This window comes from Pseudoalteromonas sp. BZK2 (assembly GCF_014349195.1).
GTDB classification, from domain to species: Bacteria; Pseudomonadota; Gammaproteobacteria; order Enterobacterales; family Alteromonadaceae; genus Pseudoalteromonas; species Pseudoalteromonas simplex.
In genome coordinates this window covers 15105-28004 of record NZ_JACSOG010000014.1, presented here as the reverse complement: position 1 = coordinate 28004, position 12900 = coordinate 15105, and the positions used below count along the sequence as shown (strand labels likewise).

Genomic DNA, 12900 nt, shown 5'->3' with positions numbered 1-12900 from the left:
CGCAGAGAATTTTTTACTGGGGTTTTTAATGGCTTTTACGCACTCAACACAGCCTGTTTACACGGTCTCGCGCCTAAATAAGGAAATTCGCCATGTTCTTGAACAAGGCTTCTCATCGCTTATCTTAAATGGTGAAATTTCTAACTTTATAGCCCCTGCATCTGGACACTGGTACTTTACGTTAAAAGACGACCGAGCACAGGTAAAAGCAGCAATGTGGCGCGGCAATAATCGCGGCCAAACTTTTCGCCCAAGCAATGGTGCACAAGTAACCGTGCGTGCCCGCGTATCTTTATATGAACCTCGTGGTGATTATCAGCTGATTGTTGAGCATATGACCCCTGCTGGCGAAGGCTTATTAAAACAAGAATTCGATGCGCTTAAAATGCGTTTAGCTGCCGAAGGCCTATTTAGCTCAGCCCACAAAAAACCATTACCAACCAATATTAATCGCGTTGGGGTGATCACCTCAGCCACAGGTGCGGCTATACGCGATATTCTAACGGTACTTAAACGCCGTGCTCCGCAGCTTGAAGTCGTGATTTACCCAGCGATGGTGCAAGGTGCAGATGCACACAGTCAATTAATAGAAAAAATAAACATCGCCAATCAACGCAACGAAGTAGATGTGCTTATATTAGGTCGCGGTGGTGGCTCACTCGAAGATTTGTGGTGTTTTAACCATGAGCAATTAGCTCGCGCTATTTTTGAAAGTCGCTTACCTATTGTTAGCGCCGTTGGTCACGAGGTCGATACCACTATTAGTGATTATGTTGCCGATATTCGCGCCGCAACCCCTTCTGCAGCCGCAGAGCTAGTTAGTCCAAATACCGAAGAGCTATATAACAAAGTTACGCTGTTAGTTAGGCACTTAAATCATGCCTTTAAACACGCTTTAGCTGTAAAACGCAGTACTGCCACTCAATTTGAGCATCGCTTGCAGCTATGCCATCCCCGTAATCAACTCAATCAACAAGCGCAAAAGTTAGATGAGCTTAGTTTGGCCTTACATGGCGCGATGAGTAGTAAAATCCAGCGATATGAGCGAGTACTTGCTAACTTAACACCACGCTTAATGCAACGCTCACCCGAAAAGCAGTTAGCGAAAAGCGAGCATCAACTGGCGCAATTACATGCAAGGCTTACACAGGCGATGCAACAGCAACTTTCAAGTTCTCGAAACCAGCTTTCTTTACAAGCGAACCGTTTAGATTCTGTGAGTCCGCTTAGTGTGTTAGCGCGTGGTTACAGCATTACTAAAAATCAGCACGGTGGCGTTGTAAAATCAGTTAACGATGTAAGCTCTGGTGAGCTTATAACTACCGAGCTTGCTGATGGTCAACTGCAATCAAAAGTTGTATAAAATTACTCCGTGCTTGCAATAATGGTTAGACTATCGTCACTTGAGGTGGTGGAGGTAAATTTAAATTGCTTCCACCAGCTTTGTTCCATCATCTTATCGGTCATGTTACGCCAATAATGACTTGGCAAGTCATCACTCCCCTCAGGTTGCAATAGCTTAAACTGACACACAGAGCTTTTGCATGTTGAGACACTCAGCTGTGGTTGCACTGGTAAATCTGCCATAATTAAAAAATCGCTCATGGCTGTTTCAACTTGGTAGGCCCAAGCCTCATCCCGAGATTGCTCTTCTAACAAGGTATAAAGTTCATCTAGGTGTGAGTCAATTTGCTGTGGAGGTATCGCACTTGAACGGTAACTGTCAATCACCGCTTGTTGGTTTTCGACTTGTAACTTTAACTCTGCAACTTGCTGCTCAAGCTCAGTTTTGCTAACAGCTGCTGAACTATTTGAATTCACTTCAGCGACTTGTTTGTTAATAACAGGCGCTACAGCAGTGGCTTGCTGCTCTGGTGCTTGAGCTATGTGTTCTTCAACAAATTGTTGCTGATAAGTTTGCGGCTGTTGTTGTGGGTCTGATTGAAAAAGTGACATAGTGACAGCGCCACAAATAAATGACGCTGCAACAGCTAATCCGAAGGATAATTTAGACAATTCCATTGCTCTTTTAAATTGTAAAACTACAACATAGCACTGGTGTGGGAGGCATTACTAGCGGTAGTGGTACTATCGTCTAAAAAGTTTTGGTTCATGCTTTCGGCAGGACAGGGACAGCTCGGTTTGCCAACCACTTTAGCTGGCACGCCAACCACAGTTGTGTGCGCTGGAACCGCACTTAACACGACAGAGTTTGCACCAATACGTGCCCCCTCTCCTACTTCGATGTTACCCAGTACTTTAGCACCCGCACCAATCAATACACCGGCGCGAATTTTCGGATGGCGGTCACCTTGCTCATTACCTGTACCACCTAAGGTTACAGACTGTAAAATAGAGACGTTATCTTCAATAACTGCTGTTTCACCAATTACAATCCCAGTTGCGTGGTCAAACATAATACCATGACCAACTTTACAAGCAGGATGGATGTCAACGCCAAATACTTCTGAGGTTCTGCTCTGAATGAAGCGAGCAAGCTCTTTGCGGTTTTGTTGCCATAAACAATTTGCGAGTCGGTGTGCTTGTATTGCATGGAAGCCTTTAAGATTCAGAATAACAGTTAAGTAACTATCGGCCGCAGGGTCACGATCTTTAACTGCTTTTATGTCATGAGCCACATGCGTCAGCATTAGGTCACATTTAACAAAGGCTTGGTCAAATAATTCGCGGATTGTAAACGCCGATACTACTGCATCAGCAAGTTTATTAGCGACAATAAAACTGAGCGCCGAACCTAGGCATTCATGATTTAACACACACGAATAAACGTGACTTGCTAAAAGCGGTTCACGGGAAACGACTTCGTTTGCTTCTTCTCGAAGCTTTTGCCAAATTTCATGACGCATAATATTGCCTTTCTGGTTGTACCTAACTGCTAAGCTTTAAGTTTAACGGATTTGTAGCAAGATGTACTAACCCGTTGTTTATTTGTTCTGGTTATATCTAATAACCAGAGTAACTACACCTATTTTTACTCTTTTTGCTGTGCTTTTTAGCCAACCACATATGACAGTAGCAAACTCGTACGCCGCAAGAAAAACCCAGCTAAAGTGCTTATTTTTCAATAACAAAACAGATATGACATCTTATCTGTCATACGCCAAAATAGGCACTGACATATCGCTGACGGCGTAAAAAACAAAAATAATCATTAAATTTACATCATCAACTTAACAAGGAAACGATGATGAAAAACGACGTACTAAACTCACATAAACTAGGTTATAAATTTTACTTTCAAGATGGTGACAACCAAATCGCATGCTTTGGTCACATTATGAGTGGTAAAGAAAAAATATATGTAAACGACGAACTGGTTAGTGAAAAGCGCAGCTTTGGCTTTAAAAGCCATCACGACTTTAACTACCAAGGTAATGCTTATGCAGTCGATTTTGCGATGCAAAATATACTTACCGGCAAGCTTGAATGTTCGTTTTACAAAACTGGCAAATTAGTTAAACAGAGCACACAAACCTCACTTACTGATAATCCAAAACAAGTGGCTTTGGTTACCCTGGGCTGTTTTCTTGGTGGCGCAATATCAGGTTATGCAGTTGTTACTTTTATTGAACCATTTCTTGGGAAGTAAGTAATGCAACTGAACCCCAATACAATAAAAGCACTCAGACTTAAATTCGATTGGACGCAGCAACAATTGGCAGATGCCTGTGATGTAAGCTTACGTACCATTCAACGAGTTGAAAAAGAAGGCGCGGCATCAAAAGAAACTACCATGAGTCTATGTGCAGTGTTTGAAGTACGCCAAGGTGAGCTCATTAAGCTCGATGACGAAGTATCTGAACCAACCACAACACATGCAGTGAGTAAGCAAAATCTCGCTGCAATCGTAGCGGCTTCTTCGTTTGTCAGTTTTGCCCTTGGTATGACAACAGTATTAGTTATTTTTTAGGAGTGAAAGATGACCAAAGAACAACGCGGCCACACTACACTTATCGGCTTTGTAATAACAACCATACTCTTTGCGCTAGCTGTTAAAGTTAGCTCACTACTTTAGTTGATAATAGGTCAATACAGAGCCCAGCTACATCACGGCTGGGCTGTATTCATGTTACTGCTTTAATTGATAGCGATTAAAGGTTGCAGTAGCTAACGCAACAGGTATATCTGGCGCATCAGATTTATAAACATTCGCAATAACCGTGCATAAGGTTCTTCCCTTATGGATCACTTCAGACCCAAATGCTTCTAAAGTTATACTTAACTTACTCACTGATGAGCATGAATAAATTAAACTACACATATATCTTCGTAAGTTATCATCTGTAAAATTTATTCAATCACACTCTTTTTTACTTTTAACCATGCAATCTAATAATTTATTGCTACTCTTTAGAAAAGTGTAAAGCAGGAATTGGTGTGCTTGAGTCAAAGGAATTTTTAAGGTTAATACTCGATACTCTCCCTGAGCATATTGTTGTCATCAACGCCGAAGGCGATATCAAATTTGTAAATCGCAGCTGGCAAACATTTGGCGAACAAAATAACTGTGCGTGCAATGAGCAATGGCAACAACAAAATTACCTCGCAATTTGTAGGTCAGCGGCTTGCCAAAACGATGAGTTTGGAGCAAAAGCGTTTAATGGAATAAAACAAGTAATTAACCATCAGTGCGAAGAGTTCTATCTTGAATATCCATGCCATAGCGACATGGAAAAGCGCTGGTTTTTAATGCGAGCAGCTTCTCTTTTTTATGATAATCAGCGTTTTATCGTTATAAGTCACTTAAATATCACCGAAAGAAAGCTTGCTGAACAACAAGTCCAACAACTTGCTAGAATTGATGGCCTAACACAAATAGCTAATAGACGATTTTTTGATAGTTTTATTTTACAAGAATGGAGTCGTTGCTCGAGATTAAATTTACCTGTTTCGTTAGCTATGATTGACCTTGATAATTTTAAAACGCTAAATGATAAATTTGGTCACTTAGTTGGTGATAGCTGTCTAAAAGAAGTTGCAAAACTACTGCCTGAATTTACTCGCAGGCCCGGTGACTTGTGCGCCAGATACGGTGGTGAAGAGTTTGTACTGGTGCTTGGCAATACACAAAGTAAGCAAGCACAAAGTCTAGTAACACGCTTAATAGATATGATCAGTAAATTACAATTAGCTGAACTTACAGGTCATCCATTAACGGTTAGTATTGGTTTAGCTACTATTTACCCTAGTAGCGATAGTGATGCCATGTTACTCATTGAAATGGCTGATTGCGCGCTTTATCAAGCAAAAGAAGCTGGCCGAAATCAACTTGTGGTTGCTGATAACATCGAGCCATTAAACCTAGAAAAATGCCCCTAATTAGGGGCATTGATTAGAGCTTGTTTATCCAGTTATTACTGAAATACTTTTTTGACATCAAGTACTTTAATATTTTTTGCTGGTATTGCGAGCTTATAGTCTGCAATGACTTTATCTTCAGCAACAAGTTCTGCTGGTTTTTCAGCGTTATACACCATTGGTGATGTTTGCTCTGAAGCTAAGCGTTTTTGCATGTCTTTGCCATCACCAGTAATAAACACATAGTGGATATTCTCTGTTTGCAGGTTATCGCGAATAACACGGTTAACATCATCAAGGGTTAGCTTTTCAAGCTTGCCACGCACATAGTCAACAAAGCTCTCTGTGTTATAGAACTCACTATCAAGGGCATAGCCTAATTGGCGGTCTTGGCTTGCAACCATTTGTGGCACAAAGTTAATTAAGAAGTTACGAGTCGCTTCAAAATCTTCTTTGCTGATGCCATTTTTAATTAGCTTATCAAGTTCAAATAATGCCGTACGTGTTGCAAAGTGCGCATCGTTATTAGAACGAAGCGGACGTAACCATACTTGGAAAATTTGCTCGGAACGGCCTAAGTTAGCATCTGGTTTAGTTTGGAACATACCACGCGGGAAGTACTCAATGTATGCATAGTCACCATAGTTCATACCACGGGTTTGACGAATACGCTGATACAAGAAGCTGTTTGAGCTGCGGTGTTCGCCAAAGTAAGAGCGCACTAACCAAAGCGCAGTCCAGTCATCACTGCTACGAATTGTATCGATTGGGAAACCAAATGACACAGCGGTAGATTGCGCTGATTTTTCAACAATCGTTGCATGATGACCTTTAAGTTCTGGCGCATCAGGGATCGTTAAGCGGCTTTCTTTACCTTGTGGAAGCGATGCTAAATCTTTTAGCATAGTCGATTTAACATCACTCGGAATCGCACCAATTAGACCCACTGTTAATTTAGATTGAGTAAACTGGTTAGCATAAAACGCTTTTACATCGTCAAGTGTCAGTGCTTCAAGATCTGATAAATCACCATAGTTATAGCTTTCATACGGATGGCCTTTATAAAGCTGATGATATAGCACCTCTTTGCCTAGCTCTTCGTCATTAGATGCTTTAAGGCCTGCTTTAATGCTATCAATAAGCTCTTTTTTCAAGCGCTTGAAGTCATCTTCTCTAAAGCCTGGGTTTAACATCTGGTCGCTAACAAGTGCATACCACTGCGCGGCATTGTCTTTATGTACACGGCCGCGTAAAGAAATCATCTCTTTATCGATTTGATAGCCAAAGCTTCCCGCTAGTGGGTATAACGCTTTTTGAATATCTTTGTAGCTCATCGTTTCTGAGCCACCTTGCGCTAGCATTGCAGCTGTTAATGCCGCTAAGCCTTTTTTGCCTTGGGGATCAGCCGCTGCACCGGTATTGAATAACCAGTTCACATCAACCAATGGTGAGCTATTTGTTTTATCAAGTACTTTAAAGTGGCGCTCTGTTGGGGCTTTCTCAATACTGGCAACCAAGGCATTTAAATCAACCTCTTGCTCAAAACCCGCTACTTTATCAAGCGCCGACATTGTCACCGTGGTACGGCTTGAATCAACAAAGTACTTGTTTGCTACCGCTTTGATATCTTCTGGCGTGATGCTATCAGCAGTTGCGTACAGTTGGTTAATAACCTCAGGGTCGCGTTCAAAATGCATGTAGCTTGCAAGCGTTGACGCAATTGACTGCGATGAATCAAGACCATTAATAAAGCTATATTTTAGGTTTGATTTTAAATCAGCTAACTTTTGCGCATCTACTAACTCAGTACGCGCTTGTGCATAGGTACGGTTAATCGCATCACGGGCTTTAGCAAGGTCCGCTTCGTTCTCTACTTTTACAAAAACATGTAATAAACCTGGATCTTTAGTATCTGGGTTATAGGTAAACATTTGGCTGGCAATTTGTTTATCAACAACAAGTTCTTGATAAAGTGCCGAATTATTAGAGAAATACAGCTGTGAGATCAAATCAAGAGCGGCACGGTCCTTTTGAGTAGGATCCCATGCCGTGCCTTTGTATGACACAAGCAACCAGTGGCCTGGTAAACCATCATTTTTCTCATGTACATATTTTGCTGTTTTTTGCTTTGGCTCAACAGGAATGTCTGCTTGGTAATCGCCTTTTTTCCAGTTACCCCAATGCTTTTTCACCATCGCCATGGTTTCTTGTGGATCAACATCACCAACAATGACTAAAGATACATATTCTGGTTTATAAAATTTAGCGAAAAACTCTTTACCGTACGCCATTTGATCAGGCATTGCTTCAATGTCTTCGAAAAAGCCCATTGTAGTGTGCTTATACGTATGCTTTTCGAATGCTTCGTTACGAACTGCAGAAAGTAACTTACGAATTGGGCTAGCATTATTCTTTAAATACTCACCTTTTACAGTCAGCGCTTCGGTGCGGAACTGCTCTTCGCTGTATGTCAGGTTTTGGAAAATATCAGCTTCGATTTCAAGTACTTTATCTAAGTGCTCTTTTGAGAAGTTTAAGTGATAGTTCGTGTAATCGTTGGTCGTATACGCGCGATTATCAACACCCGAGTTCTTTAAAATATCTGAATACACATCTTGCGGGAATTTTTCAGAGCCTTTAAACATCATATGCTCAAAGAAGTGGGCAAAACCGGTTTTACCTGCTTCAACTTCATTACGTGAACCAACCGATACCGGAATTTGCAGTGACACAACATCTGGGTAATCCGTTTTAACGACCATCACGCGAAGGCCGTTTTCAAGCTCTTCTAATAGGTAATCTTGGCTAAATACACGGTTATCACCTTGACTGACTCGCTGCTCAATTTCGACTTCTTTAACCATAGTTGACTGTGAGTTACTTGCGCAGCCACTCAGCGCCAGTGTTACAGCAACACTGGTTGCTAATAATCTAAATTTCATAATGTTCCCTTGTTAGTTATTTTTCTCATAATCATTGCTGCTTGATTATGCATCAAAGCGCCAGAAAATATGAGGGTCAGCGCAATAATTTATGTAAACAGGTGTGTCAATTTTGCGAAACGCTCAGCTTTAAACTTGAGTAAAATTCATAGTCATTGAAAAACTTTCATGAAAAAAATCTATCTAGACGTCTAAATGGCTGCTATATTATTTGTCATAAACATTAGTACGAGCTGGAAAGAGGATTATGGCTTTATCATTACAAGAGAAAATTGAAGACACCAACCAAGGCGTCTACCTGATCGGTACCACACCGCCAAAGTCAGGGACTGATAAAGCACAGCTTGAAACCATTGCCCAAAAGCTACTTGGTCGTTTACACGAAATTGAATACGATGGCGTGATTATTTACGACATTCAAGATGAAAGTAGCCGCATTGCAAAGCCGCGTCCTTTCCCATTTAAAGAAACAGTGGATCCACGTGAATACAGTCAATTACTGCGCAGCTTGTCACAACTAGATGTGATCACATACAAAAGCGTAGCGCAACGAGGTGAAGCTGAATTTACCGAATGGCTAAACGAAACACGTAACGACTTCGAATTAAAAAACTTAGTGTTAGTGGGTAGTCCATCATCTCATGGCGATATCAAACTAAGCCTTCCTGATGCATATAAAACGCTTGCAAAGCAAAGCAGTGATGTGTTTTTAGGTGGCGTTACCATTGCCGAACGTCACGCTAGCAAACGCAATGAACATGAGCGCTTAGTTGAAAAAACAGCACAAGGTTGTAAGTTTTTCATCTCGCAAGCCGTTTACAATGCCCAAGCGACGATTGATTTGATCACCAGCTATGCGCGTAGCTGTAAAGCACAAGGCACAACACCAAAACGCATTATTCTAACGTTTACCCCTTGTGGTGGTGAAAAAACCTTAGAATTTATGGAGTGGTTAGGTATTTCGGTACCAGAAGCAACTAAGTATCGCATGTTAGATTCTGCAAATACATTGAGTGAATCAGTGCGTATTTGCCGTGAGAATCTCGATTTAATTTTACAAAGCTGTGCGCATTTAGATGTACCGCTAGGTTTAAATATTGAGAGCTTAACTAACCGTAAAGAAGAAATTGATGCGTCAATTAACCTTTACCGTTTACTTAAAGCAACCATGGAATTAAACCTAGCTGAAAAGCAAATAGCTTAGCGGGCAAGTTTAGAGGCTTGCTTTTTCTCATACATATCTTCATCAGCCCGCTTTAATAGCTCAGCAAATGTTTCTTTAGGTTGAGCTACAATACCTGAGCCTATACTCAAATTAAGTTCAGGTATTGCCATATGTTTAAGGTTTTCTTTAAACGCTTCATTAAGTTTGTAGCTAATCGCTTCGATACAGTCGTTACTTTTCACTTGCAGAACCGCAATAAATTCATCTCCTCCTAAGCGGCCAATAATATCAGCCTCTCGTAGATATTGCTTCAATGTATCAGCCAGACATATCAGTGCTTTATCTCCTACTTCGTGACCATGCTTATCATTGAGTGGTTTAAAGTTATCTATATCGATAAACAAACAACAGATATTAAAGCCCAACCGGGCGGCAAGATTTAATTTATGTTGACAAAGTAAATTGAGTGCGCGGCGATTATAAATATTTGTGAGGGGGTCTAGCATCGCAATTTCACGCATTTGGGTGAAATTATCAAGTAGAGCTAAATCATCTTCCACCATATCCCTAAGCTGTTCGATGAGTTCTAAAAGACTATGCTGATAATCAGTTTTCTTAAAATCCATTACACAAAAAGTACCAAACGGTTCCCCGCTTGGCCAAGTTATAGGCACACCTAAATAGGATTCAACGCCATCGACAGTAAGTGGACAATCATCCCATTGATTATCTAGACTAACTTGTGGAATGTATAAAGGAGCCATATCTTTTAATACCTTTTTGCAAAAGATATTGTCGTCAATGGCTAACTCGATTCCAGCATGGTAAGGGTTTTCTCGTTGTTCGCTAGAAACAATTATGCGGTATGCTTCATCTGTCTTATGAACAATAAAGCCTGCAGGCGCTGAGAATAACTCGGTCATTAAATCGACTGTTTTTTGCCATTTTTGCAAAGAAAACTGGTTGTCAGGCTGACAAAATGACCATTTATTAACTTCTAACATACTACACACTTATTTTAGTCAGTGGATAGTATAAATATACGTCACTTTTTACGGTGTCTCATACTTTTTTGACCCAAAATACGCTTTTTATCTCGCGAGCGACGAGCTTTATTAGTGTTTTTTCTTATATTTTTAGGCTCTTTCGTTAAATCTGGCTCATACCCCGGTAACCACTGAGGAGTAAGTCTGGTGCCCAGTAAAATGTCTATTTCATCTAATAACCATTGTTCATCAATGCTAACTAGCGACAACGCTAACCCTTTTTCGCCAGCACGACCTGTACGACCTATTCGATGCACATAATCTTCAGCCACATAAGGTAGCTCATAGTTAATGACATATTTTAAAGAGGCAATATCAAGGCCGCGAGCGGCCACATCAGTCGCGACTAATACCCTAGTTACACCAGATTTAAAGTTTTGTAATGCTTTATCTCGCGCCCCTTGGCTTTTATCACCATGAATTGATTCGGTTTTTAAGCCATCTTTAGACATTTCTTTAGCAAGCACATCAGCAGTTTGTTTAGTTCGGGTAAATATCAGTACTTGCTGCCAATTTTTCATGCCAATCATGTGTGACACCAGCTCACGTTTACGGTCTTCATCAACCGCATAAACTAGCTGCTCAACTTCAACCGCTGCCGAGTTGCGTTTATTCACTTCAACTAGTTTAGGATCATCTAGTAACTGCTTACTAAGCTTAAAGATACTGTCATCAAATGTGGCTGAAAAAAGTAAGGTTTGGCGTTCTTTCGGCACATGACGCAAGATACGTTTTATCTCGTCAATAAACCCCATATCAAGCATGCGATCAGCTTCATCAAATACCAAGGCATTAATACTAGAAAGTTTAATACTGCCTTTGATCAGATGATCAAGTAAACGCCCCGGAGTTGCAACAACAACCTGCGCCCCTTTTATGGCTTTAATTTGTGGCCCAATACTAGCGCCGCCATAAGCCAATGCCGCTTTTATTTCAGTATGCGCAGCATAACGCTCTACACTTGCAAAGACTTGCTGTGCGAGCTCTCGGGTTGGCGTTAAAATTAGGACTTTAACAGCATCAGGGAGTACTTCAGCAGATAACAAATTGTGCAGTAGTGGTAAAACAAAGGCAGCAGTTTTACCCGTACCAGTTTGTGCGCTGCCCATTACATCTGCACCCGCTAAAATAAGTGGGATGGTTTGCGCTTGAATTGCTGTGGGTGTGTGATAATTCTCTTCTTGCAAGGCTGTTAGCAATGCAGGTGCAAGATTTAACTCTGAAAAGGTCGCTACTGACATAGTCTGAAGTATATTTAGCTATAAAAACGCTATTGTACGCTGAACATCAGCAACAAAAAAGGCGCAATAAGCGCCCTTTGTCGTAATTGTAAAGATTACGCCGGTTTAAGTGACTCTTTACGGTGATTATAAAAACTAATTAGGTCATCAACCGTTGTTTGGCAGTAATCACGAATGCCAGATACAAGCATGTGCTTTTCACCCGCCCCTACTTTTTCGCCATTTTCTAACAGGTTGAAGCGAAGCGTAATTTTTCCGCGTTTGCCAGTAAACTCAAAATCAGGCTCAGCAAACTCTAATTCAGGTGCACTGATATCAAGGCGGTCAAGGTTAATCAACATTGATTCGTAAATCACCATTGGGCGGGCTGGGTTGATCATCACATCTTGCTTGCCCATTAATGGAATGATGACATGTGGGAAGGTAGTACCAGAAAACTCAACATAGTTTTTTATTAAGCTATTTGTTAACTCAGGACATTGGCTAACAGCCCCTTCACGCTTTACTTTTAGCATCACTTTTTCGCCATCGGTGATAGCAAACTCATCAGCACCTTCAGGAAAAGTCAGCTTTGAATTTTCATCAACCATACCGGCAAAAGTGAACTCCATTTTTTCACTAATACCATAGCGGTTTAAAACCAGCGAAAAAAGTAAATCGCCCGGCACACAAAACTTTTTAGCATCTTTATCGTGTAACGGATTGAAATCATCCGCCACTAACTTAGCAAAGCGACAGCCTTGCTCGCGTGAGATAGAAACGTAATCAGCATGCTGCTGATAATAAGGACTTAACATATTTGTTCACTGCTTAAACTACTTATAACCTATCTATACTATCAGAAAAAAAGCAAACAGAGGTCGAATCTGTTGAGTATCATTTTCTATATTAACTTTGTGAAAGACTAATTACTTTCAGAGCGCGTACCAAATTGTATCAATTTGTACGAAACAATTAACAAATAAGCGTGAATAGTAAAAACTAATAGCGCATTTATATAGTGAAAAATTATTACATAAAAACAAATATAAATTCACTTTATCTTTTAAAACAACAAGCTAATAAAGATCTGAACGAGGCACTACAAAAAACTCTGAAACACAAGCTTTAATGTAAGGCAATTTGTAGCTAATGAAATAAATGAGGTATGATAAACGCGCTTTTTTATCATGAAATAACTCATATAG

12 protein-coding genes are annotated in these 12900 nt (G+C 40.6%); 5 read left to right on the top strand and 7 right to left on the bottom strand.

The window, feature by feature from the left end; genetic code table 11:
- The first annotated feature begins 28 nt into the window (after positions 1–28).
- Complete coding sequence (gene xseA, locus BIZ38_RS10360) at positions 29–1363, top strand: exodeoxyribonuclease VII large subunit (RefSeq protein ID WP_187490233.1); 1335 nt, start codon at positions 29–31, stop codon at positions 1361–1363.
- A 2-nt stretch (positions 1364–1365) separates the two neighbouring features.
- Here xseA and BIZ38_RS10355 read toward each other — a convergent pair whose 3' ends face one another.
- Positions 1366–2022 (bottom strand): hypothetical protein, encoded by a 657-nt coding sequence (locus BIZ38_RS10355; protein WP_187490232.1) that lies wholly within the window; start codon positions 2020–2022, stop codon positions 1366–1368.
- Positions 2023–2042: 20 nt separating this feature from the next.
- Positions 2043–2867: a serine O-acetyltransferase gene (gene cysE / locus BIZ38_RS10350; protein WP_138599624.1), complete on the bottom strand. Its 825-nt coding sequence runs from the start codon at positions 2865–2867 to the stop codon at positions 2043–2045.
- A gap of 341 nt (positions 2868–3208) precedes the next feature.
- Here cysE and BIZ38_RS10345 point away from each other — a divergent pair, with 341 nt between their 5' ends.
- Entirely contained in the window at positions 3209–3610 is a 402-nt protein-coding gene (locus BIZ38_RS10345; RefSeq protein WP_187490231.1) for a hypothetical protein, read from the top strand.
- A gap of 3 nt (positions 3611–3613) precedes the next feature.
- Entirely contained in the window at positions 3614–3931 is a 318-nt protein-coding gene (locus BIZ38_RS10340; protein ID WP_187490230.1) for a helix-turn-helix transcriptional regulator, read from the top strand.
- 159 nt (positions 3932–4090) lie between these two features.
- Here the strand turns inward: BIZ38_RS10340 and BIZ38_RS10335 are convergent, their stop codons facing one another.
- Positions 4091–4282: a hypothetical protein gene (locus BIZ38_RS10335; protein ID WP_187490229.1), complete on the bottom strand. Its 192-nt coding sequence runs from the start codon at positions 4280–4282 to the stop codon at positions 4091–4093.
- 116 nt (positions 4283–4398) lie between these two features.
- Here BIZ38_RS10335 and BIZ38_RS10330 point away from each other — a divergent pair, with 116 nt between their 5' ends.
- Positions 4399–5340: a diguanylate cyclase gene (locus BIZ38_RS10330; RefSeq protein ID WP_166340633.1), complete on the top strand. Its 942-nt coding sequence runs from the start codon at positions 4399–4401 to the stop codon at positions 5338–5340.
- A 35-nt stretch (positions 5341–5375) separates the two neighbouring features.
- Here BIZ38_RS10330 and BIZ38_RS10325 read toward each other — a convergent pair whose 3' ends face one another.
- Positions 5376–8261 (bottom strand): M16 family metallopeptidase, encoded by a 2886-nt coding sequence (locus BIZ38_RS10325; protein ID WP_187490228.1) that lies wholly within the window; start codon positions 8259–8261, stop codon positions 5376–5378.
- A gap of 247 nt (positions 8262–8508) precedes the next feature.
- Here BIZ38_RS10325 and BIZ38_RS10320 point away from each other — a divergent pair, with 247 nt between their 5' ends.
- Complete coding sequence (locus tag BIZ38_RS10320) at positions 8509–9465, top strand: methylenetetrahydrofolate reductase (protein ID WP_054551213.1); 957 nt, start codon at positions 8509–8511, stop codon at positions 9463–9465.
- On the opposite strand, the gene BIZ38_RS10315 is transcribed toward BIZ38_RS10320, so the two are convergent.
- From BIZ38_RS10315 to BIZ38_RS10305, 3 genes are all read right to left on the bottom strand, one after another.
- A complete protein-coding gene (locus BIZ38_RS10315; RefSeq protein ID WP_138599617.1) occupies positions 9462–10430 on the bottom strand; it encodes a sensor domain-containing diguanylate cyclase in 969 nt (322 codons plus the stop codon). The two genes, BIZ38_RS10320 and BIZ38_RS10315, sit on opposite strands and share 4 nt — an antisense overlap.
- A gap of 41 nt (positions 10431–10471) precedes the next feature.
- On the bottom strand, positions 10472–11713 hold the full coding sequence (locus BIZ38_RS10310; protein WP_187490227.1) for a DEAD/DEAH box helicase: 1242 nt from the start codon (positions 11711–11713) through the stop codon (positions 10472–10474).
- A gap of 95 nt (positions 11714–11808) precedes the next feature.
- A complete protein-coding gene (locus BIZ38_RS10305; RefSeq protein WP_138599615.1) occupies positions 11809–12510 on the bottom strand; it encodes a DUF3581 domain-containing protein in 702 nt (233 codons plus the stop codon).
- Positions 12511–12900 lie beyond the last annotated feature (390 nt).

What these genes read in the sequence shown, in the direction of transcription:
- xseA (WP_187490233.1), top strand. Translation starts at nt 29, where the DNA reads ATGGCTTTTACGCACTCAACACAGCCTGTTTACACGGTCTCGCGCCTA.
- BIZ38_RS10355 (WP_187490232.1), bottom strand. Translation starts at nt 2,022, where the DNA reads ATGGAATTGTCTAAATTATCCTTCGGATTAGCTGTTGCAGCGTCATTT.
- cysE (WP_138599624.1), bottom strand. Translation starts at nt 2,867, where the DNA reads ATGCGTCATGAAATTTGGCAAAAGCTTCGAGAAGAAGCAAACGAAGTC.
- BIZ38_RS10345 (WP_187490231.1), top strand. Translation starts at nt 3,209, where the DNA reads ATGAAAAACGACGTACTAAACTCACATAAACTAGGTTATAAATTTTAC.
- BIZ38_RS10340 (WP_187490230.1), top strand. Translation starts at nt 3,614, where the DNA reads ATGCAACTGAACCCCAATACAATAAAAGCACTCAGACTTAAATTCGAT.
- BIZ38_RS10335 (WP_187490229.1), bottom strand. Translation starts at nt 4,282, where the DNA reads ATGTGTAGTTTAATTTATTCATGCTCATCAGTGAGTAAGTTAAGTATA.
- BIZ38_RS10325 (WP_187490228.1), bottom strand. Translation starts at nt 8,261, where the DNA reads ATGAAATTTAGATTATTAGCAACCAGTGTTGCTGTAACACTGGCGCTG.
- BIZ38_RS10320 (WP_054551213.1), top strand. Translation starts at nt 8,509, where the DNA reads ATGGCTTTATCATTACAAGAGAAAATTGAAGACACCAACCAAGGCGTC.
- BIZ38_RS10315 (WP_138599617.1), bottom strand. Translation starts at nt 10,430, where the DNA reads ATGTTAGAAGTTAATAAATGGTCATTTTGTCAGCCTGACAACCAGTTT.
- BIZ38_RS10310 (WP_187490227.1), bottom strand. Translation starts at nt 11,713, where the DNA reads ATGTCAGTAGCGACCTTTTCAGAGTTAAATCTTGCACCTGCATTGCTA.
- BIZ38_RS10305 (WP_138599615.1), bottom strand. Translation starts at nt 12,510, where the DNA reads ATGTTAAGTCCTTATTATCAGCAGCATGCTGATTACGTTTCTATCTCA.